This is a genomic window from Mesorhizobium sp. LSJC280B00 (genome assembly GCF_000502835.1).
Taxonomy (GTDB): domain Bacteria; phylum Pseudomonadota; class Alphaproteobacteria; order Rhizobiales; family Rhizobiaceae; genus Mesorhizobium.
On record NZ_AYVL01000054.1, the window covers coordinates 1 to 21689 of the forward strand.

Sequence of the window (21689 nt, forward strand, 5' to 3'; positions counted from 1 at the left end):
GATCCCGATCCACTGGGGTGCGGGAGTCGCCGAGCCGGTTCAGCGATCCTCGACGCCGCGTTGACGCCAACCGGTTTGGCGTTCTTTACCTCGGCGACTCCCTGAAGGTGTGCTTCCTCGAGACCGTGCTCCGCGACCGCCGCGCAGGGATCCTTGACGATCTTCCAATAGACTAGAGGAGGTGGAGCTGACCCGACGGCGCTATGCGGAAATCGCGACCACGACAGACCTACGCATGGTCGACCTCAGAGGCGACAACGCCGTCCGGCTGGGTGTGCCGACCGATGTCGTTCGGGCACAGCGCCAGAACCTGGCACGCCGGTGGTCGCTGGCGTTTCATGAGCACCCATCTGAGCCCGACGGGATCATTTATCCTCGCGCCTCAATGAGGCGACCAATCTTGCCATCTACGATCGCGCGATACCGAAACTTCAGGCGAAGCGTGTTGTGACCGTTCTCGGCGCGCCAGGGCTGGCTCAGGTACTGGAGGATTTCAGGGTGGGGTTGGTGTGAAGATGTAACTCGTATCCGTATCGCCTGGCAAAGATGGCTGTAGCGCCAAAAGCGTCCATTAAGCCGGAGCAACGGAACGACCGGTGTTGGGCCGTTTGCAGTCGGTCAGCTTTCGAGAGCGAAAGCGGGCCAGCGGCCGTTGACCAGTGTTGCCTCGGTGGCCGGCCGTCGCGGTAGGTTTGGCGCGCTGCGGATAGCCTCGAAGGTGAGGCCATGCTGACGGGGCTTCCTCGTTGTGTTGCGGGTTCGGATCCGACCATTTGTCTCCGAAAGAAGGGGTCATGCGTTCGAATCGCGTCGGGTGCGCCAAATATTTCAACTAGTTACTTGAAAGCCAAACCTCCACAATATTCTCTATGTAACATTGGTGTAACGGGGCTGATCCATTCAGTGATGACTGTGGAATGTCTGAAATCGTGTTTGTTAGAAAATAAGATTGCTTAGACCGACCTCGTGCGCATAAGAGCAGTCGGCCCTGGTGGTTCGAGGGCATGGCGATAGTAAACTCGGCGAGAAATTCGTTGTGTTAGGGGGAGCAATGAAGCGTATCAAAATCGACAGTGTTGAGTCGGGAGACATTCTTTTCACAGCTCGACCTGGCACCAGCAAAGTGGTCCGCATCGCGACGCATGGCATCGTGTCTCACGCTATGATTTGCGTACAGCATGGCTCCTTCATCGACTCTACGATGGATGGCGTCCAGGCGCGCAGTCTTCAGCGGGAGCTGTTCCAAGACGACGAACAGGTATTTCACTTCCGCCTGAAGGAGCCCGTCGCTCCCGAAATCTTGTCGAACGTCATCGATTATGCTCGCGCCGAGATCGGTGCACGGTATTCCCTGCCGGAGGCCATCCGATCAGTGCGTGCAGTGCGCAAACCAAGGTCGAAACGCCAGTTCTGCTCCCGTCTGGTCGCGAGGGTCTACAGGAGGGCCAGCATCGATCTTGTTCCGGACGCCGACTATTGCTCGCCGGAAGATCTGCGGCGCAGCCCCCTGCTAATGGAGCTTTCAGTTGAGACCGAAACGGTATCTCCAGAGGAGGTAGAATGGCGGGCAGCCAGCGGCAATCCGATCCAGGCCATGCATCAAGCCCAGAATGTCGTTCTCGCCGCAGCACGTTCTGTTGATCCTGATGTCGAGAACTTCAACGATCTCTATTCCCTGATCGCCAAACGGCCTGATGCCGATCAAGTGATAGCAGCTGCCCTTCGCGATAGCGGCTACCTTGATGTGTGGCGAATGGAGACCGCTACACATCCGTGGCGCTATGACCTGGGCCTCATCGGCCAGATGACCGAGTCGCAGGAGGCACTGCGGGACTATTGCATCGGCACGGTTAGAGAGGCCTATAGCGGCGGCATCCGGTTCGCGGTCAATCTCGTTCAATTGCGGGCTTTAAACAGTCAATATCCGCGAGAGTCCTTCCGCCTGGAGATTGAGCTTTACGAAACCCTCGTTCAGAACGACCAGCTGCGTCGGGAGGTCGCCTACGCGTGGCTATCCAAACACTTTCCAGATGACCTGAACCGGCACATGGAACAAATCGAACCTCATAGTGCCTACTGGTACTCGATTGTTGACCGCGTAGAGCCACACCTCGCGGGGCTGTCCCGTCGCGCCGTAGAAGCGGAGGGCGGGACGAACGTCTGCTCATCGTGTGGAGACGAGCCAGCACTTGACTATCGCTTAGTCAACGGCGCCGGGACCATGCCTGGAGTGCCATCCTTGCGCCTCTGCGACGACTGCATCGAAATTCGGCGAGGCATGGGCAACGTGCTGGTCCCGTTTCTGGTCGCACAATGAAAATGGAAGCTGCGATGAACGCTGGAAGCCGGGAGCACGCGCCGCCCTTGGCGCAATCGATCCGAGCCAAAGCCAGCGTTCTGGACCCCGCGCAGTTGGTTCGAATTGAAGCTGTACATCGTGGCTTCCTTTTCCAGCACCTTTACGCCGTCCGATGCTTGTTATCGGCTGCAACGTTGAAGGTGCAGACAATTTCCGTCGAGAGCGACGAAGATGTCGAGGTCCAACTCGATGGCACCCGCATCTACGTTCAGGTGAAGCACCGCAAGGAAGCCCTCGCTTGGGATGATATCGAGAGTGCCATGGCGCGATTTGCGGAGTTGCGTGCCGCCCATGCCAGAGGAGAGCGCGACGGCACTGCGCGTTTCGTCATCGTCTGCAATGCGGAGCCAAACGGGCCTTTGTTGGAAAGGCTTGCTGCAGGCGATTGGCCCGCGGACGTAACCATCGACTGGCCGGCGGCCGAACCGGCCAGGCGGATCCTTCCTGTCCCCCAACCCTCTTTGATGGAAGCAGTCCAGGCAACTTGTAGGCTGGCAGAAACCTTACCGTTTGCCACGCTGTCGCCCGAGACACTTGTCTGGAAGCTGGCAGGGCTCGTCACGCTGGCGGCGACGGGGGAAAAGGCGACGCTCGACCATGTGTTTGCTGCACCGGACCTTCCGGCCCTTTTTGAGCAGCTGGTGCTACAACTGCAGGATCTGCCCGTGCCTCCGGCCCCCTATCGGGTACAGCAGCATGAGCCCATTCTCTCAACGGGCGAGCGCGTCCGCCTGATCGTTGGGTATTCGGGCGCAGGCAAAACGTCATGGCTGGCACAATCCGCCCAGCATGCTCCAAATCCTCTGGTCTATCTCGACGTCGCTGACCTGCCGGGTGCGGCTCTGGCCAATGCCGTCGCTCGCGAGGTCGCTGGGCGGTTGCTCGGAGGCGGGCAGGGCCTTGGCGAGATCTTTCTTCCTGGGGCTTCTGGCCGCGAAATCCTTCAGCTTCTCTCTCGCCGCATGAATGAACGCGGGGAGGTCGTGACGGTCGCCCTAGACAATGTCCACAAACTGGCCGCTGACGACCTGATCGGTGTGATTCAGGCGGCCAAGGATATCCGCTTCGTACTTCTTGGCCGGCCGGAGGGTGAAATCGCCGCGATCGAAGCCATTGCCGGCGTTGCGCGCGAAAACCTCTCGGGGTGGGCGCCCGATACGGTTGCTGCTGCCGCGCATGAATTAGGATGTCATGGCGACGCCGCTGATTGTCAGCATTTGATCGATTTGACGGGCGGTCTTCCGCTTTTCGTCCTCAATGCGCTCTCCGTGGCAAGGTCCGACTACGAGGGTTCGGTGAAGCGCCTTTGTGCAGACTTGGCGCGCTCGGCCCATACCAGAGAGATGGTTCAGGAACTTATCCTCGGCCGGGTGTTCGAATGTTTGCCAGGCGCTGTGGCCGACGTCGCGGATCTTCTCAGTCTTTGTGATACGCCCATCACGCGAGCGGAAGCGAGTCTCTATGTTGTTGGCGCCAAAGGGCCAGAACGAGCNGCGGTCTTCTTGCAATCGCTCCGCCATCTCCTGAGCCAGGGGCTGTTGCAGGCCTTCGCTGGCGATAAGATCAAGTTGCATGATGCGGCCCGGGTTGTCGGCAAAGGGCGGCTTGCTCTTCACGGCGCCGAGGCGATGAAGATCCGCCAGAATGCACTGCGATCAGTGATCCAGGAGAGCCTTCAGGCAAGCTGGAACCCTGCCAAACTCTCTTTGTTCTTGCGGCTCACGGGGGAGGTCGGTGGGCTCGACGTGTTGGTCGAGATGGCGACGGAAGAGCTGTTCCATGAGATGGGCGTATGGCCCGAGGTTGAAGCCTATCTCGTGCAAGGCGCGCAGGACGAGACCGTCCCTCCAGACCAGCGCATTAAGGCTCTTGATGCCTTGGCCTTTGCGGACATGAAAGCCGACTCGGATCGGGCGGCCGTTTGGCTCGATCAGATGGACNATGAAGCGCATGAACTTCTTGGCGAAGGATGGTGATCGTCGGGGCACATCGCGCCTCATAGCCAACCTGGCTCCAGTCGTGGGAGAACTGCCCGCCGGACATCAACGCATCTTCTCTTACAACGTCGCCTGTGCGGAGCTCGCTCTGGGAGATTCGGCAGCGGCCGCTGCACGTGTCGAACCGCTGATAAAAGAATACTATGATCTGATTGGCCTTACGCCCGAGTTGGTCATGGGCAAGAATGCCCCAGAACTCGCCCCTCTGTTAAAGGATGGCTGGGAGGTTGACGACGTTAAGCATCTCGCCGACTCCCTCGACGTGTATGCGAAAGCCTTGGATGCGCAGGGGAAGATTTCTCCATTCGTGCGGCTTCACGCCCTGAAGTTCTACAATCTGGCACTTGCGCCGGACTCTCTGTTCCGTGTCGGACAAGATCTCGTGGACCAGTTTATCAGCCGTCGTGATTTTGACGGTGCGTTGAACGTGATGGAGACGGTTATCTTGCCGCAACTCCGGCAATGGAAGTTGGCGGATTATCTCATCACCGTTCGCTCGCAGTACGCCGTGGTATTGGCCTATTGCAGACGGTTTGACGATGCCGAGACGGAAATGGCTCGACTCAAGCCCTACGAAACTGGGCTAAAGCCGTTGGTGCAAAAGGAACTAGCCAATCAGCGCGACTTGATCAGGAACCTTCGCAAGTTCGGGCCACCACCTAAGTGGGTCCCGCCACCGAGGGCCTTGGAGCAAGCTGCGGCAATGCTGAAGGGCAACAGGCGCATTCCAACTGTGCGGGGTCCCGTAGCAGTGCGGAAGGTCGGTCGTAACGAACGATGCCCATGTGGATCAGGCGAAAAGTACAAGCGATGCCACGGGCGGCTCAGTTGATAGACCGATGCTAGTTTCTTAAGGGCGGCTTCCTTCCTTGGGGCGGGTATTGGCGAACGGGATCCACGGTCTAACATTGGCCATTGCGGTCTCAAAACGGCTCTCCACGTCTCCTTCGATTGGTCCTGGACTATCGAGGCGCCATCTGTTGTCGAACTCAGTAGCGGTCGATTCGGCTCGGTTCGTCAGCCAATTGGCGCAGACACTGATGGGTAAGAAAATAGCGCGTGTCGAAGCTCAATTTCTAATCCAGCTGGACGGGTGTGCCGTGTTCGGAATCGCTCGATGGTTTCGATTGCGGCAAGTGGCGTTGGCCCATCAATGAGCGCAAGAGGAGGATGGCTTCCTATGACGCTGGCGAGCCGCGCCTTGGCAAAGGGCACATCCCCGTCCAGCACATAGCCCAGCATGCAGCCGACAGGCAGATGCTCCGCATACTGTTCAGTGAGAAAACGCATCATGCCTTGGGTGACGTACACGNGCATGCAGCCGACAGGCAGATGCTCCGCATACTGTTCAGTGAGAAAACGCATCATGCCTTGGGTGACGTACACGGTGGCCAAGGAGCTGCGGCTTCCGCCGTTGATCACGTTGAGCCGCTTGCACTCATAAGCCAGATATCGCTCCCGTTCCCAGTCGAAGAGCACGGCGATGTCGATGATGCCCTTGCTGTATTTCGACCCGTCCGTAGCGAGGCCAAATGGCTCGAACTGATACTCGACCCAATGGCACAGCCGACGCACGACGACGTCCTTGGTGAGATGATCGACGAGGTTAATGGTGATGTCATCTTCCCCGGGCTGTTCGGGGAGAACGGCCATGCACGCCGGCCACGCCGCTGCGATCCTCTCTAGAAAGCGATCATCAAACGAAACGAAGCTGTCGACCCACTCCTGCATATCACCGATTAGCATCAATCAGCACTCCGCCGTTGCGGCACGGCTGCGGCTTGCTGGAGATCGAGCGCTATTCCATCCGCATCGGCGAGCGCGGTGGAGCGTAGCCAAAAGCGCATCTGCATCGGCTTGATGAGGTAAAGGTAGTCACCGACGAAAACCCGGAGGTCCGGCATCAACTGGAAATTGCCATCGAGGGGCCTGTTGATGTGAGCAGCGAGTTGCTCAAGAACGTCGCCTAGCTCGCCGCCAGCATCCTCGGCATAGTCTTCATGGCCGCCCAGGTGCAGGCGAAGTATCGCTAGGTCCGCTCCGCGCGCGACGAGGCGAGCATCAATTTTCTTGTCTTTGAACCAGTCCGCCAGGCTGGCCGCCAACGTGCGAGCGTATTGTGCCCGTTGCGGTTCGTCCGGTGCGCCCCATAGCTTAGGGAAGTGGCCTTCATGGGGCTGAAGCGCGGGCAGGATCGCTTCGACGGTATCGTCGATCAGCGCGATCTCATCAGGCGACAGGCAAAAATATTGGTACGCCAGCCGATCGATGGTTCGAAGGATCTCGCTCTCTTCGACCTGCATCGAAAACGGCTCGTTCAACCGTCCGCGTGCGTCGTCAACAATCGCAATCAGATCACGAGCTGCTTGAGCGGCTGNACGCGGGATAAGAATGCGCGTACCGTCGAACCCGGCCTCGAATCCGCGACGACGAACCGTCGGTGAAGCGGCCGGTTGCAAGCCTTCCGCAGCCTGAGCCAAACGTGAGTAGGCTGTAATCGGTAGGTCTGGCAATCGACCGACGTACTCGCTGGCGAGCGGAGGCGCGTCGCTTTCGCTGTCCTCATTGAAAGGCTGATAGCCTTGCCCGATCACCCATCGATCGCCCGGCTCTTCACGGCGACGGCTCAGGCTGCCGAAGTCGTTGACGAAGGCCTCCAGCTTGGGAAGCCTGGCGAGGTAACCAAATAGCTTGGCGTCTGGGTCCCGCATCCAAAGCCGTTGCTTGAAGATAAGCGGGTTATCCAGAACCGCGCCGACCCCAAGTACGGCCTTGTCGGCGCTGCTCAGCGTGATGACACGCTTGATGCGGAGATTAAGATCGGCCTTCGGCGCCCAATAGTCGAAACGATATGGGAAACCGTCCGCTTTCGCGCTGCCGTAGATAATCAGAGCGGCGGGGCGATGGGCTTTCTCGAAAAGCTGAAATCGAAGGTCCGCGAAGTTGATAATGCGGCGGACCTGAGATTTCCGGAAGAACGCGTCACGTGCGTCAACCGTGTTTTGGGCGTGGTTGTGTAAAAATCCCATCGCAGGCAACAGGAACGCGATCAGTCCGTCATCGGCGAGATGTGAGAGGGCTTTCCAACTGAATGCCCAGGCGTCTTCGCCTCCAGGCACAGGATGGCCGGTCTTCTTGCTCCACTGGACGGACGAGCGCGCCGCGCCCCGGCGGCTGGTCCACGGCGGATTGCCGATGATGACGTCGTACCGGGTGCCGTCTGGCGACACCTCGAAAAAGTCTCGGCAGACGAGGGTCTTGCCCCAAAGCTCGGGGAGGAGTTTTCCCCGGGTGATGAGTTTCCGGTGTCGCGTGGTGAGACTTCTTCGAGGAGGGCGACATAGAGCGAGAACACCGCGACGCGAACAGCGCCACCATTTAGATCCCAGCCATTAATTTGGCTCAGCAGCGATAAAAGCGTCTTCCAGGAAATCGTCTGCGTTTTGTGCTTAGCTCGCCAATGCTCGCATAGCCACTGGAACGACCGGACGAGAAAAACGCCCGAACCGCAGGCGGGGTCGAGGAAGTTTCCGCTCGTCCGAGTCGCGTCCGGCAACATCTCCCAGGCTTGGGAAACGACGGTGTCGGCGAGGAACATGGGCGTGTAGTAGGCGCCGTTTGCACGGCGTTCGGCCTCGCGTTCCCCCAGAAAGCGATCATAGACGGCGCTGACAAGCTCGATCGGGATATAGCGGAAGTCATAACCCCAGAACCGTTGCTGGCCTGAATGCGCCATCTCTTCCCGCCCCGATCGAAAGCGGGCCAGGATGGTAAGATGGGTGACCGTGACTTCTGGCGCCTCGCCTTTCGGCTCGAAAGAGCAGGGCGCAACGAACAGGTCACCATTGAAATCTTTATGGAGAGTTCGAAAAAGCGATCGAAAGAGATCGACATCGCCGGTTTCCAGCAGCGCGGAGCAACTCTCAGCGCTCTTCTCGGTAACGGCCGCAAAATAGGCAGGCGTTACTATCTCACGATCTTCAAGATAGGCGATAAACATTGCCTGTATGAGCAACGCTTGCGCCGCATCGGGGGCAAGTTCGGCAGATTGCAAGAGTTCGTGGGACGCATTCAGATTATCGAGAAGAACTTGGTCGATACGTTCTTTTGGCGGGAAATAATCGCCGTAGTCCTTCCAAAGGCGTCCGGATTCCGCGCCATAGAAAGGCAGTCTGGAAGTTGAAAGTTCAGGACCCAAAAGGGCCTCATTTCATTCCATTGAACCCGCCTTGGCCGGATAACCCTTTGCGACGTAGCTAAGAAGGCAGCTTCATAGCCGAGCGCGATGGCGAAGATGCGCTAGTCTAGAATGCACCTGTGAATTTTTGCATGCGCATCGCTGCCGACCGCCGGCATGATGTCGTGCTTCGAAAACGGCTGCGGCGATCGCNACACTGGCTGGCTGCTCGGGATCTGATCGAGGCGTAGTCGGACAAGTTGATGTTCCTAGAAGCGCGCCGGCAGCCTGGCGGGGGGCTTGGGGTTAGACTGCCGGCGCACGCCACTCATGAAGAGCGGCCCCTTTTCGCGGTTCGGACACCCATAGTCAACCCGGCAGCGTCTGGATGCCCGCTGTGCTCTTTTCAGAGCGGCTCACGATGCCGGTCATGTCGGCCGATCCTGCCTAGGATGGTGGGCCACTCTCGTCGGCCGAGTTGATGCTCCAGCCAGTATCGCCTTGCCGACCGGCATGAGTTCGCCGTTAGCAATCCATCGTTGCGAGCCGATGCTATCGTGCACGTCTCGCAGCACTCCGAGCGGCTATATCACCTAAGACAGATGAAGAAGCGTTCCAAGTTCCTGTTCGGCGAGCCCGTGTGCTGACTCGGACAGTGGACGAATTCTCTTGGCGGTACTGCGCCCAGAAGGCATTCGCGTCCAGCGGAATCAAGCGACGACTATCAGCCGCAAACTTCACATCACAAGAGTGGTCTTCCACCCATTGCAGATTATCCGACTGATCAGGCGGCGTCCGATATGTCCCACTCTGCCTCAAGGATTCCCACAGGTATGGACAGCGATCTCGCTATTGGTCGCAACGTGCTTGGGAGTTCAAGACTTGATTCATAGTTTCTCGAAGGCGATGACAAGGACGTCACGATATGCGAACGGCATTTTCGGATTTTCGGTCACGATCGGTGATACATCATGAAACGTCTTGCGATCGTTGCAAATCACAAAATCAGTTGGAAGGTTCATTTCGACATCGCCGAGGGACCGCTTTGAGGCATCAGTAATCGTGCTCATACCGCCGGTCACGTTAACCCGCCCGATCATGTAAGAAACGATGAAATCCACCCCGTCCTGATGAAGGCCCTCGGGTGCTGGTTTGCCGTTTACACCGTCGCGTGCAACAATCCGGTAGGGATGGAGCTTAATATCCCAACGATCATGTCCAGCGGTTTGAGATAGAATTCTGCAGAAACCTGTCAGAATCTTGTTTAAGACAGGATGATCTATAAACGATTGTTCACAGGGCTCGAAGTAGCGCTTGAAGCCGCCATTCAAGTGGTTGATGGCTTTCGATTGCTCATAAGGGGCATGCGGCAGGAGCCGAAAAATTCCGTCAACTGCGTCATATTCAAACGCACTATAGCGCCGGTAGCGATAGGTCCCGCCGTCACGCATGTATTCATCGAGAAGCAGTCGATTCCAGTGGTCAGCAAAGTTCTTCCAGCCAGCATCAATTTCGATGCCGAAGCCGGCTTCGGTGCGCTTACCTCTGGAAAACCACCATCCATTCGTGACCAGATGATCAGTGCATTCTTGACTGAGGCTGCATAGCGCCTGGGGTGCGACCTTTTTCATGGGTGTCTCCCGTCTTGGTAATTTGGCGAGGGGGAAGTTTTAAAGGACGCTTGGTGGCTCGCGGCTTGGTGTTCCCAAAGGTGGCGGTCCGTAATGTATTTCGGCGTGCTGGCTATGATGGACCGAGGTAAAAAGCGCGTATTATCGACTATGTAGCTGACGCTCCCGCTGACGCCCTCGAGCGCGGACGCTATGGCCCGTTCGCACATCTTGTGAATAGTACTGCCCCATGCACCTGAAACCGCCTCCTGGGACCAGGCTTGCTCAAGCCCTTCCTTCAGCACGATTGATCCGACGCCAAGGGAAGCGGTTTCGAGGTGCCGCAGCGCGTCCATGATGATGGCCGCTGCGGGGGCCTCGCGGACTTCGAGAACCTTTTCACCGGTTGAGATGTGTTCGAGCCCGACAAAGCGGCCGTGTCCGAATTTACCAACTGCTTTATTCAGGAGCGGGATTGTGTCGATCAGTGCAACATCACGGTCATCAATTGACACGAGATTTCCGTCGATAAATCCGAGTTTGATCTCTACCGGCTGCTCTGTGGCGATGTTGCGCGTCCAATCAAACGCCTCTTCCGGGATAGAAAAGTTCTCGGGATTTTCCAAAGGTCCAGACTCGAATTCCCGGCACCAGAGGTTTTCGTCTCCGCTCCACGTGCGGTCCGTCACAAAAGTCAGTCCGAACTTAGAGAGGGCGGCGGCCTTCTGCTGCCGGGAAATCACCGAGCATTCATACGGACTGCCGAAGTGACCGGAAAATCCTAAGCGCTTGATGCTATTGTTAAGGCGCGGAAGACTATTTTGCGAACGACTTGCTGTATGAAGAAGCAGCCGTGAGCCGATTGATGTCGCATAATCAACAATCAACGAGGCGATTACAGGACGACTCAAGGAACTGCTTAGCGGATAGTTGCCAAGGTACTTGGCGTGGGCCCGAATGGCGGGTTTCACGCCTTGTTCGACAAAAGCTTCCCGCCCTTCGAGACAAACAAAGCGCGCGCCGAACCTGGCTGCCGTCTGTTCCAGCAAAGGCTTATCGATGGAAGTTCCGACATCCGCCGCGACAGCTTCAATATTCGCAAAGCCAAGGCTTTGCAGCTTGTAGAGAAGGTAGGTGCTGTCCAGACCGCCGCTGAACATGGTTGCAACTGGTGCGTTTCGGTCCGGAAAAGCCTCCAGATCTTCGAAACTCAAAATGCCGCCGGTAGATGGTTTGATCGAAGTTGAGACGGGGTTCATTTGTCAGGTCCTGCTCTCAAAAAAGATGCCGGCAAAGGTTCCGGCGAGGATGAGGCCGGCACCTATCAAGCCCGTTGCGGTCAAAGATTCTGTCAGGAGAAGGTGCGCGAGGACGAAACCAAAAAAGGGTTCTGTTCCCATCAGCAAGCCAACCCGTGTCGGCGTGGATTTTCTGACCGCGGCGTTTTGAATGTAGAATGCAGCGATCGTGCAGAAGAGTGAAAGGAAGGCGACGGCGCCCCAAAACTGAAGGGGGGCCTTCACAATAAGGCCGTAGATTCCGAATTGACCCACGGCTAAAACGAAAGTGAGTGTTGCCACCGCCGATCCCTGGATGGCCGTCAGTGCCGCAGACGAAATCTGCCGGCCGGCCAGAAGGCGTTTGGTGGAAACGACCATAATTGCTCGCAGAATCGCAGCCCCCAGCACAAGCGCGTCACCCGGACTGAACTTGCCGATCCCGCCAGTGAGAAGGCCGACACCGATGCAGGATATGGCGGCACTTGCCAATATGCCCATAGGTGGAAGTCGCCCTGATAGCCCATAGTCAATGATCGGCGTGAAAATTACACAAAGCGAAATGATCAAGGCCGTATTCATGGCACTTGTTGATGCAACACCGTAAGTTTCAGCAATAAAGATGGAAAAAAGTATTGTGCCCAATACGAGGCCACGCATGCAATCGCCCCAAGAGATCGATGCGATCTCATGTCTTGCCACCACGGCCATAAAGATCGTGGTAATCAGGAAACGATAAAGAATGAGGATCAAAACCGGCGCATAGACTAGTGCGCTTTTCGCGACCGGATAGCTCGCCCCCCAAACGAATGCGACACCCAGTACGGCCAGGTCGGCCGAGAAGGATGAGGTCAGTGACCTCCTGGCAGGTATTGAAGCACTTTCGAAAACGTCCACGCTCAAGTATCCTTTGTGCTGGCCATCATCCATCCTACTGTGCAGAACGAGTGCAAACAGATTAGGCCGTCTTCGTACGTCGGTATCGCGGAACTGTCCGAGCTTCCGCGAGGTGCTCATCGATGTCCCACCGCTGGACTTCATTAAGCGGCGGGACGATCGAGCGGCTTGTGGTCCAGTCGTCGCCCGCGTCGCGACATTTTGGCGTCCCCACATGCAGTAGGGGGATTGTTTGGTTACAAGCTCGGCCATTCCGATTGCAACCGGAGGGCGGATTCGCATGCACAGATCTTGCAGTAGCGACTGCCTGAGGCTGTTCATGGAGGAACTCCTGCAGGTTCGTGCCGTAGGGTATTTGTGATTCAACGGAGCAAAGGCCGTGCCAATCGAGCAAAACCATTTTTAGACAACAGGATCGTTTTGATAGTGCAGTGTTTCATGCCCAACATTGTCAGAAGGCCGACAATGAGCCCGACTGCCGGGCATGCAACCGAACGCTGTGATCCTGTTATCCTGACAGGTTTCCCGCTGCAGCCCGGCTTGGCAATTCATCAGGGCCTGTCGCAAATGAAAAATCGAACGGCAAGGCGGCTTCCGGCTCGCAGAGCGGTCCGAACGGCGTCAGCGCGGTCTCTAAGCCTCGCCCCGATGCAGCTTGGCCTGCATACCGACGATCTCGTTGACTACGCCGCGCGCAAGGAAACGCGACACGAGCAACTTGCCGTAGTTGCGGACGCTGTACAGCTTCGTACTTTCTCCGGGCGTGGTGCGCGCGAACTGAAGGAATGGCTGTTTCGGGAAACCGCCTTGGCAGTGCCGAACGAGGCCGCGCTCGCGGTACACGCCGAAACGGCCACAACTTTCCCGGCTGTTTTGCGAGAGCCGCTGCCTGGCCAGCCTGAGTCCGTTTGCGGTTTCATTCTCGCACCAAAATGCGAGAGCGGCTGATAGGCAAGTGCACTGCCGGCCTGTCATGGACAGTTCGACAAGGGCAGCTTCAATCCTGGCGCAGTTGACCTACGGCACAGCCCGGCGCTGGCGGAGCACCCATGGCAGGCGCCGCTTCCATCGTTCACCTCTCGGCAAAGCAACCTCTTTCTGCCACCGCTTTTTCTGGCGGGTCCGTCTGTCTTCAGTCGGTGGGTTCGATGCCTTCGGAACCGGCGTTTCCTCAACCGTCGGCGGCTTAGGAAGCGATCCGTCGGGCATGATCACGTCCTTGGCGTCGGGTACCGCTTCACCTACGGCGGCCGTGGGCCGAGAACGGATATCTTCACAAAGAAAAAACGGCGCTTCAGCGATCGCACCTTCAGTCTTCACTTCCGCGATATCGTTCGCGATGGCGGCCAGGTCGATGCCGCCCCAGATTGATTGTGGCCGCTTCATGAGCCCACGCTTCTGTTTGATCTCGACGACAAAAGGTCGCTGCTGCTTCATAATGCTCTCGGCGGATTTGGGGAGTTGCGAATGTCGTCTAGGCCGATCGCACGCTTTCGTCCACCCGCCCCCACGAATTTTCCAACGGTTTCCGAAGACGTTGCTATCCTCCAAGCCACGACTAAATCGGCTCACCGCCGGAGCCTACTGCCTCGCCGGATTGTAGAGCCTCTTGCGAGTGTTTTCTACAACAACCACCAGGGTCATCAGATCAAGCAGGTCGTCGATCGCTTTCGGTTGTTCCTGAGTCACCTTTGAACTGATCCAGCAAAACGCTCGCCTGATCGATCGCATCCGCCCTGGCCGCAGTGATTAACGCTTCGATCCTCTTGACGATGGCGAACGTACGAGGTGCCGGCCCCCGACTCCTCATTGCAAGGTTCACCACGTGGTGCGTTAGTTTCGTCTGCCTTTGCGACTGCCGCTTGGTCGCGGCCAGTCCACTGGCTGCACGATGCGCTTACCACATTCGGCGGTCCGGGAAGTATCCGACGATAGAGTTCGCCGCTCAGCTGCGACGGCTGCCCTTTCGAGATGTCGTAGCAGGCGGCCTGCGCTCCGGGTGGCCGCAGCGATGCTGTAGAAAACCAATGCGCATGCCCCAAGACGTTTCATAGGTCGCTCCCAAAAAGCCATCGCCATATGGGCATTCATTCATGAAGCCCTTCAACCGATACATGGCCGCGTGTTTAATTCTCCGTCCTTTCGAGGGTCCCATGACGTCGTCGGTGCAAGCGCACCGTCGCGCCTCTCGACAGCGCGAACTTCTCTGGTCTCCGGATCCCGGATAAAGATGTGGCTGATATCGCGAGGATCGTATCGCACTTCGAACCTGCCCAGCCGGTCTCGCTGCGGTACCAGGCCGCCGACGGATTGTGGAGATCGCCAGTGGGCAAAAGTCGTCCAAAGTTGACCTGCGAAATGCCGTCCGCCGAACCCACGCGGCAGAGGTGCCGCTGCATTTTTTTCCCAACGTACGCACCGGGCCACGATGTGTGTCTCGTCGGGCTTCCAAGCGCCGATTTGGCCGGTTAGAGTTTGCAGGGGCGCGAACAACGGATGAACGAACGGCATGATGCTGGAAAAACTGCGGGCCTGTTGGGGGTTTACCCCGACTGTCGAAAGGAACGTCGCCCTGGTTGAAGGGTTTCTGAAGGGCAAGCGCTTCGCCGACCTGGCGCAGGAACATGGCTTATCGACATCGAGAGTGCGCCAAATCATTGAGAGGGCCGATCGGCTCGTGGGCGGCGGCATCCTGACCGAGGCTAAACCGTCCAAGGCCTCGCCTCGAACCGAATTCATGGTCGACTATCCGTATGTGTGGAACCTGGCCGAGATGCACCGGCTCGGTAGCGTCACGCCGCATCATTTTTTTACGGAGTTGGAACGCGCGGGATCGCTGGAGCGGCTGGTTGACAAGATGAAGCGGTTGCCGAGCCGCGCACGAACAACACGTGAGTTGGCGCGCCTCGTTTGGCTAAAGGAGAAGGGCGAGAGCCCATGGCCTGCAATGAAGCGATCAAGCATTGCGATCGTGCAACCAGGCTACCCAGTCGACCATCCGGACCGCGGCCTTCAATGCCAGCTCGCCTTGGAATCGGCCCTCCAGCAATTGGTTGAGCGCGCAGGGGAATCCGGCTGGACCGAGGACGAGATACACTGTGCGCTCCTCGAGCTCGCTCGCGTGCGCTTCAAGNATCGGGAAGGTACTTCGTGAAGTAGGTAAGCCACATTGAAAACAGCTATTTCGCCTATTTTAAGGGGAAAGATCAAGAGTCAGGATAACCAGCTTTACGCTAACCGACCTCGGCAACAAATCCGACGAGGTGGTCGAGGCGGCATACCGAGGGCTTGTCGAAATCACAAAGCGCGGCAAGTGCAAAGTTGTGCTCCTGACCGCCGGGCAGTTCGATCGATTGTCCGGACGAAGCGCACAGCGGGCGTATCGTGTCGAAGATCTCAAGGGCGCCGAGCGTGATGGAATTCTCGCTGGCCTAGACGGCGATCACCTTGAGGGATAGCGGAGAATGACCGAGCCTGAACACGGCCACGTCATTCTCTATTCCTATCTGTGGGCGCGAGAATTCGATCGCGGTGAAGAAAGTGGCCGAAAGGCTCGGCCGACTTGCGTGATGGTAATCGTCGCAGGCAAGAACGGCCGCACGCGGCCTCTGCTTTTTCCCGATGAGTAACGCTCCGGGACCTGACCGGCGTCGAGATCCCGGAGCCTGAGGCGAAGAGGGTGAAACTCTATCGGCCTGGGCCATCGTGGACGAATTCAATGTCGATGACCTCGCGACCTCATGGGCTTTTGGAGTCCACCGTTCCGCTAGGCCAGTTCACGCGACGTTTCATGGCGAAGATTGCGGCTGAGGCAGCGGCAGCCATTCAGGCCAAAAACATTCGCAGCATACCGCGGCAAAATCATCGCATCGCTCGCTGAAATCCAGCATTTCCGTAACTTGATCAGTACCGACGATGGGCGCGCAGTATTACTCCGGTCGCCTTTCCAGACTCCACATCGATGCCTACAAGGACCTGGATACGCGGCTTCTGCAGCTCCTTCACCGCCAACCCTACCGGTGCAGCTTCATCCATTGAGGCCCAACGCGCGCCGATGTCGATGCTTTCGATGAGATGAGAAACCTTGTGTTCGGTAAGCGCAATTAACCCGTCGAGTTCCTTCGCCCGGGTAGCAATATAACGTGTCACATCAACGGACGTGAAGGCACCTTTTGGCCTGCCAGCCTTATCCACACATACGATCGCCTGATGCTTCTCATCGACAAGCCCGATCACATCGTTCAAGGCGGTGTCGGGAGTTACGCTCAAGAACGCTTTGTCGAGCTTCGCAGCGAGATTGTTTGCCGCAGTACCGTCCCGGCGCGGTCGGGTTCTGACGACCGCGCTCAGCGTGGAGTGATGCCTCATCCACTCTGCGGTTTCTTTGCAGCGCAATTCGGTCAGTCGAACGATCTTTGCATAGATATCCGTGATGTTCATGTCCAGAATTGGCTCGTGATGAGCAACTCGATTCCGGAACGTGTTGATTGGCCTTACCAGGTTCTGGATATCCTGCCGGCTTTCCCCATGCTGCAGATGGGGGAAAGCCAGGTTGACGGTCGTGCGCCAGAGCGCGCCATACTCAGATCGAAAGAGATTCGACCAGAAATCGAATGTAAGCGTTGCGACAATCTGATCTCGGGAAGCGTTCTGTCCCGCCCGTTGAATGGCCTTGTCTAGAGTCCATAGACCCTCCGGCGTCAAAGTATGATCCCGGAAGGCGGCATCCTGATGCCAGTTCTGCTGAAACTTACTGACGAGGATCTCATCGACGGCATTGCGAAGCGTGACTTCCGCCACGTTGATAGGATACAGGAACGCCTTCGCGACGCGGGCGTTGTAAAGATACAGCGCCAACGCATAGTCTTCGCGGTTGCCGCCCTTGGATAGGTAGGTGGCAAACCGTGGCTCAGAGATGGAGGCCCTGATCGCCCGCATCGTGGGTTGCGAGTACAGATAAGGAACTTGACTTTCTGCCATGAAACGAAGATAACTCCCCCCAAGCAGTCGAACTGGCCCCACTGGCTTGCCAAGCGCCGTCGACACCGATTTATGTGCACCAGGTCAGGCCAGTCCTCACCTGGTGTTTCATTTTTGGATATCATGCAAGCCTACTTGAGACGAGGCCCGAAGTTATCGTTATAGCTTCGGCCCTGGAGCGCCGCTTTCAAAGCGCGCCATCATCGACGGTCGTGATCAGGGGGATTGGTCCAACACCCCTGATAATCGCCATCTTCTATCCCACTGCCGCCACGCGTCGGCAACGGCAGCTCGCCTGCTTGGATGGTGAAATACGCGAAAACCTGCACGTTATTGCGCCAAATCAGAGTACATGCTGCGAAGTTTATTGACATGATCGAGGTCAATCGATGCAGAGATCGGCACAGCAGATCGAACGCATATCTCGCTGGCGTGAAGCATTTCGCGACGACACGACAGGCATCCACAAAACCGTTCAGGACCTCCTCTGGAACTACGCTGCTTTCCGGACGACGGTAAGGATCGTGCGGCTCGCAAACGAAAGGCGCGAGGCGCGTCCGCCACTCAACCAAATGCTGTTCAACCTTATATCAGAGGGTTACTGGTCGAGCCTGCTTCTAGGCACAAGACGGCTTCTGGACAAAGCTCCCCTCAACGGCCCAAAGGGCGTGTATTCGATCCGCTCTGTCGTAAAGGACGTGGAGACAAGCCGCGAATGGCTCACCCGGAGGATCTACGTCGAGAAGGTGCTGGATGCTCAATACGATCTCGATCGACTAAGCCGGGAACAGCATGAGAAACTCACCGCGGCGAAGGGAGGGGTCATCTGGGGCGATCCTGAACTGATGAAGAGCGAAGCCGCGCACCGTCATTTCGATACCCTAAGCGGTGTATCCCACTTGGCACGTAGTCCCGATGATCTCGTCGATCCGGCGATCTTCACCCGGATCGAGGCCCGCCTAGCAGCCCTGGATGGAATCGCGGTGCATGTCAGCACACACGTAGCCCATGCCGGCAACAAGGAGAGCCGCCTTAACAAGCTGCTCGACGATTTTGACGTACGCGATGCGCAAAAGACCCTTAAGCAGCTGAAGGAAGTTGCCGACCTGACCGGGGTCTGGTTTGCAAATGAAGGCGGCACGGGCCTTACAACATATATCGGAGACCAGTTCCAGGGCCTCGATCAGCCGGTTGTACAAAAGGCGGACATCACTGATCTGGCCGAACAGTGGCGTGTGATCGATCGCGAGGTCGCGAACTGGTCAATCGATCCGGCGGGTCTCTGAATGCTGCCTGCCTTTTTGTGCTCCTGACCGCCGAGCAGTTCGATCGATTGGCGGGACGAAGCGCACAGCGGGCGTACCGTGTCGAAGATCTCAAGGGAGCCGAGCGTGATGAAATTCTCGCTGGCCTGGACGCCGTCACCTTGAGGGATAACGGAGAATGACCGAGCCTGAACACGGCCACATCACTCTCTATTCCTACCTAGGGGCGGGCGAATTCGATCGCGGTGAAGAAAGTGGCCGAACGGCTCGGCCGACTTGCGTGATGGCAATCGTCACAGGCAAGGATGGCCGCACGCGGCCTCTGCGTTTTCCCATCACGAATAAGGCCCCGGGACCTGACCGGCGTCGCGTCGAGATCCGGAGACTGAGGCGAAGAGGGCGAAGCTCTATACGCCGGCCTGGGTCATGGTGGACGAATTCAATGTCGATGACCTCGCCACCTCATGGGCTTTGGAGGCCAGCTCACGCGACGTTTCATGGCGAAGCTTGCGGCTGAGGCAGCGGGGCCATTCGGGCCAAAAACATTCGCAGCATACCGCGGCAATAATCATCGCATTGCTCGCCGAAATCCGGCGCGTCCCTCACTTGGTCAGTATCGACGAGGGGCGCGCAGGATTACCCCGGTCGCCTTTCCAGCCTCCCCATCGATACCTGCAAGAACCTGGAACGCGGCTTTTGCAGCTCCTTCACCGCCAGTCCTAGGCGACAACTCTACCGGCGGTCAGCCCGATCAGGCTTGATGTGCCTCTCGTATTCTCGGCGGCCATGGTGTTGCCCGGATGGGTTCTTCGTGCGGACGCTACTATCGTGGCGGCGTCGTCGGCACAGGAAGAACGGTTTTTTCGCCTAGACCTTGATGAAGCCGGCATAACTCAGCCGCAAAGTGCCGCAGGCATGAATCCGCTAGGTTTCGTGGCGAGTGACTTGGCTCCTGTGCGGGGTCCATTTCCCGCTCTTTCGGCTTAATTCCCTTGTTCCAGCCCGGACCTTGCCGATCAACCCGCTTCGGGGTCGGACTACGCAAGCGTGCCGTCGCTCAAGGCTTCGCCATCGCGATGATCGCGGTCCCGGCTGGACCCGACGGGCGCCTGTCGAGCGGGGAATGGTCCCCGCGAACACGGGAGCCAAACAAATGTCGCACGAACTCAGCCTCGCTCAGAGCCACGCCTGGAACCTCGCTCGCACCCTGATGACGCCGGTCATCCTGTTCAAGGTCGATGACAACGAGTACGGCGTTCTCCCTGCCTCGACGGCGACGAGGTCGAGGCGATCGCCGAATACTGTCCATACACAGGAGGCCGGCCGGTTCATTGAACCGGCCTCTATGCCACGGCGTNACGGCGTGCCGCTTGCGAGCGGCAGGCCGCAAGGGAGGCTGTGCCGCGGCGAAAGCCGCGCCCTTGCGCCCTTTGCTCTTCGCGGCGGTTGGGGAGTGTTCCGCCAGTAGTGCGGAACAAATTGACTTGAAGAAAGGCCGGCCGGACGGCTCTCGGGAGAGAAAAATGGAAAAGACGGATATAGAAGCGCTGCGCGGCCGAGTCGGCTGTGCCGCGGTGCTGGAGACCAGCGGCTTTACGGTCGACCTCAAGGAAAGCACGCGCAAAGCGGTCAAATGCCGTCGTGGCGACGATATCATCATCGTCATCCATGACGGCAAGGGATGGTTCGACCCGTTGTCGGATCGAAAGGGCGATGTCTATTCGCTGGTGCAGCATCTGGATGGCGGCGATTTCCTGGAAGCCCTCTTGCAGGTAGCCTCGCTTGCGGGGTTCGTGCCGAGCGAGCCGGAATGGAAACGACAGTCTCGGGGGACCGAACCCGGCCAGTCAGTTCCAAAGCGATGGGCGGCCCGACGCAAGCCGTGGCGCGGATCGGCGACCTGGCGCTATCTGCGCGATGAGCGGCACATTCCCGAACAGGTCATTGCGACTGCGATCGCTCAGAACGTTCTGAGGGAAGGCCCGCGCGGCAGCATGTGGGCCGCCCACAGCGACGCGGCCGGTCTCGTCACCGGCTGGGAGGAGCGCGGACCGCAATGGCGTGGCTTTGCGGCCGGAGGCGGCAAGGTGTTGTTCCGGTTGGGGTCCGAGACAGCCACCCGGATCTGCGTCAGCGAAGCGGCCATCGACGCCATGAGCCTGGCCGCGATCGAACGGATCCGGCGCGATACGCTGTATGCCAGCACCGGCGGCGGCTGGTCGCCGGCGACGGACACGGCGCTTCGCCTGTTGGGAGGAAGGCCGAACACGCGGCTTGTAGCGGCCACCGACGCCAACCCGCAGGGTGAGGCATTCGTGTCGAGACTGCGTGAGCTTGCCGGCGAGGTCGCCTGTGACTTTGGGCGGCTGAAGCCGCGCGCCGAAGACTGGAACGCGATGCTGCAGGACGCGGCGTGCGCATGATGGCGCCGATCACTCAACCGCGGTGCAGGATTGAAGATCGCCGGCCGTAGTCATGCCCGCTCGAAAAGGTGCGCACGTTGCCATGACAGTCGGTTCGCACCACCAAATTGGGGAGGGCAAGATGGGAAAGGTAGAAAAGAAAATCCGGCTGCCGCATGCCCGCCGGTCGCGTGCAAGGGTGAAGCTTCGCCCGGCTGCGCCGGCCCTTGACCCGCCCGGACGGAGAGGCGGCCGCAGGGGAGGGGTCATGAAGGGCTGAAGACGATGGGCATCCACGAGGGTGCTGCGCGCTCAGGCCCGACGAGGCTGAAGGAGCCCCCAAATGAACCCCTTTTCTCCCAATCGTAAAGTCTACCAGGGCATCGCCGACCGCCGGCAGATGTTCCGTTTGTTCGATCGCCATGCGCAGCGCCCGAACCGGGAGCATGTCGATGCCGGATCTCTCTATAGCGGCGAGTGGTTTCAAGTCGGCCCCGTCGAGCACGACTACATGCTGGAGATCCTGCCACCGCTCTGGATGCGAGGCGACATGTTCGCGCTGCGCGAGTTCCTTACCGACAGCATCACCAGCGTCTTCTACACGCTGCGCATCGACGGCAAAACGCGCTACTTCCATGCCTACTGCGACCTGAATGTGGCGCGATCGGCTGCCGAAATGCGCGATGCCATCGTCGAGCGCGAGTCCTGGCCGGTGAAGGCGATGA

15 protein-coding genes and 4 pseudogenes are annotated in these 21689 nt (G+C 58.3%); 11 read left to right on the top strand and 8 right to left on the bottom strand.

Annotated features, from left to right (window positions below; genetic code table 11):
* The first annotated feature begins 17 nt into the window (after positions 1-17).
* From X773_RS78735 to X773_RS71910, 3 genes are all read left to right on the top strand, one after another.
* On the top strand, positions 18-176 hold the full coding sequence (locus X773_RS78735) for an RES domain-containing protein (protein ID WP_245274867.1): 159 nt from the start codon (positions 18-20) through the stop codon (positions 174-176).
* An 875-nt stretch (positions 177-1051) separates the two neighbouring features.
* Positions 1052-2317, top strand: coding sequence for a YiiX/YebB-like N1pC/P60 family cysteine hydrolase (locus X773_RS74070; protein WP_023680568.1), 1266 nt, complete (start codon positions 1052-1054; stop codon positions 2315-2317).
* Between the two features lie 1983 nt (positions 2318-4300).
* On the top strand, positions 4301-5188 hold the full coding sequence (locus X773_RS71910; RefSeq protein ID WP_023680570.1) for an SEC-C domain-containing protein: 888 nt from the start codon (positions 4301-4303) through the stop codon (positions 5186-5188).
* Positions 5189-6101: 913 nt separating this feature from the next.
* On the opposite strand, the gene X773_RS77740 is transcribed toward X773_RS71910, so the two are convergent.
* From X773_RS77740 to X773_RS71930, 5 genes and pseudogenes are all read right to left on the bottom strand, one after another.
* Positions 6102-7586 carry an SAM-dependent methyltransferase gene (locus X773_RS77740; protein ID WP_023680572.1) on the bottom strand — a complete coding sequence of 495 codons (1485 nt, stop codon included), beginning with the start codon at positions 7584-7586 and terminating at the stop codon, positions 6102-6104.
* 218 nt (positions 7587-7804) lie between these two features.
* Positions 7805-8356, bottom strand: a pseudogene (locus tag X773_RS79430) (N-6 DNA methylase); the annotation flags it as partial.
* Positions 8357-9420: 1064 nt separating this feature from the next.
* A complete protein-coding gene (locus X773_RS78745) occupies positions 9421-10164 on the bottom strand; it encodes a 2OG-Fe dioxygenase family protein (RefSeq protein WP_023680576.1) in 744 nt (247 codons plus the stop codon).
* Positions 10161-11402 (bottom strand): argininosuccinate synthase-related protein, encoded by a 1242-nt coding sequence (locus tag X773_RS78750; RefSeq protein WP_084641831.1) that lies wholly within the window; start codon positions 11400-11402, stop codon positions 10161-10163. Before X773_RS78750 ends, X773_RS78745 begins: the two co-directional genes overlap by 4 nt.
* Positions 11403-11405: 3 nt before the next feature.
* Complete coding sequence (locus tag X773_RS71930) at positions 11406-12317, bottom strand: DMT family transporter (RefSeq protein ID WP_156937499.1); 912 nt, start codon at positions 12315-12317, stop codon at positions 11406-11408.
* A gap of 651 nt (positions 12318-12968) precedes the next feature.
* Here X773_RS71930 and X773_RS79435 point away from each other — a divergent pair.
* Positions 12969-13142 (top strand): annotated as a pseudogene (locus tag X773_RS79435) (DUF4158 domain-containing protein); the annotation flags it as partial.
* A gap of 192 nt (positions 13143-13334) precedes the next feature.
* Here X773_RS79435 and X773_RS77755 read toward each other — a convergent pair.
* Together X773_RS77755 and X773_RS77020 are read right to left on the bottom strand one after the other, a co-directional pair.
* Complete coding sequence (locus X773_RS77755) at positions 13335-13754, bottom strand: hypothetical protein (RefSeq protein ID WP_023680580.1); 420 nt, start codon at positions 13752-13754, stop codon at positions 13335-13337.
* 711 nt (positions 13755-14465) lie between these two features.
* A pseudogene (locus tag X773_RS77020) lies at positions 14466-14657 on the bottom strand (Mu transposase C-terminal domain-containing protein); the annotation flags it as partial.
* Between the two features lie 169 nt (positions 14658-14826).
* Here X773_RS77020 and X773_RS71945 point away from each other — a divergent pair.
* From X773_RS71945 to X773_RS78760, 3 genes are all read left to right on the top strand, one after another.
* Complete coding sequence (locus X773_RS71945) at positions 14827-15471, top strand: hypothetical protein (protein ID WP_023680581.1); 645 nt, start codon at positions 14827-14829, stop codon at positions 15469-15471.
* Positions 15472-15580: 109 nt separating this feature from the next.
* On the top strand, positions 15581-15775 hold the full coding sequence (locus X773_RS71950) for a type II toxin-antitoxin system prevent-host-death family antitoxin (RefSeq protein WP_023680582.1): 195 nt from the start codon (positions 15581-15583) through the stop codon (positions 15773-15775).
* Positions 15776-15781: 6 nt separating this feature from the next.
* Complete coding sequence (locus X773_RS78760) at positions 15782-15946, top strand: hypothetical protein (protein ID WP_023680583.1); 165 nt, start codon at positions 15782-15784, stop codon at positions 15944-15946.
* A gap of 274 nt (positions 15947-16220) precedes the next feature.
* Here X773_RS78760 and X773_RS71960 read toward each other — a convergent pair whose 3' ends face one another.
* Positions 16221-17297 carry an Abi family protein gene (locus X773_RS71960; protein WP_245274866.1) on the bottom strand — a complete coding sequence of 359 codons (1077 nt, stop codon included), beginning with the start codon at positions 17295-17297 and terminating at the stop codon, positions 16221-16223.
* A gap of 389 nt (positions 17298-17686) precedes the next feature.
* Here X773_RS71960 and X773_RS71965 point away from each other — a divergent pair, with 389 nt between their 5' ends.
* From X773_RS71965 to X773_RS71985, 4 genes and pseudogenes are all read left to right on the top strand, one after another.
* Complete coding sequence (locus X773_RS71965) at positions 17687-18583, top strand: hypothetical protein (protein WP_023680586.1); 897 nt, start codon at positions 17687-17689, stop codon at positions 18581-18583.
* A 1132-nt stretch (positions 18584-19715) separates the two neighbouring features.
* Positions 19716-19897: pseudogene (locus tag X773_RS78765) on the top strand (hypothetical protein).
* A 188-nt stretch (positions 19898-20085) separates the two neighbouring features.
* On the top strand, positions 20086-20985 hold the full coding sequence (locus X773_RS71980; protein ID WP_023680589.1) for a DUF3991 and toprim domain-containing protein: 900 nt from the start codon (positions 20086-20088) through the stop codon (positions 20983-20985).
* Between the two features lie 322 nt (positions 20986-21307).
* On the top strand, positions 21308-21689 hold a 382-nt coding region (locus X773_RS71985; RefSeq protein WP_031213234.1), incomplete at its 3' end, for a DUF1419 domain-containing protein.

Bases quoted from the DNA above. Each gene is read 5' to 3' on its own strand.
- X773_RS74070 (WP_023680568.1), top strand. From the start codon at position 1,052: ATGAAGCGTATCAAAATCGACAGTGTTGAGTCGGGAGACATTCTTTTC.
- X773_RS71910 (WP_023680570.1), top strand. From the start codon at position 4,301: ATGAAGCGCATGAACTTCTTGGCGAAGGATGGTGATCGTCGGGGCACA.
- X773_RS78745 (WP_023680576.1), bottom strand. From the start codon at position 10,164: ATGAAAAAGGTCGCACCCCAGGCGCTATGCAGCCTCAGTCAAGAATGC.
- X773_RS78750 (WP_084641831.1), bottom strand. From the start codon at position 11,402: ATGAACCCCGTCTCAACTTCGATCAAACCATCTACCGGCGGCATTTTG.
- X773_RS77755 (WP_023680580.1), bottom strand. From the start codon at position 13,754: ATGAAGCAGCAGCGACCTTTTGTCGTCGAGATCAAACAGAAGCGTGGG.
- X773_RS78760 (WP_023680583.1), top strand. From the start codon at position 15,782: ATGACCGAGCCTGAACACGGCCACGTCATTCTCTATTCCTATCTGTGG.
- X773_RS71960 (WP_245274866.1), bottom strand. From the start codon at position 17,297: ATGGCAGAAAGTCAAGTTCCTTATCTGTACTCGCAACCCACGATGCGG.
- X773_RS71965 (WP_023680586.1), top strand. From the start codon at position 17,687: ATGCAGAGATCGGCACAGCAGATCGAACGCATATCTCGCTGGCGTGAA.
- X773_RS71980 (WP_023680589.1), top strand. From the start codon at position 20,086: ATGGAAAAGACGGATATAGAAGCGCTGCGCGGCCGAGTCGGCTGTGCC.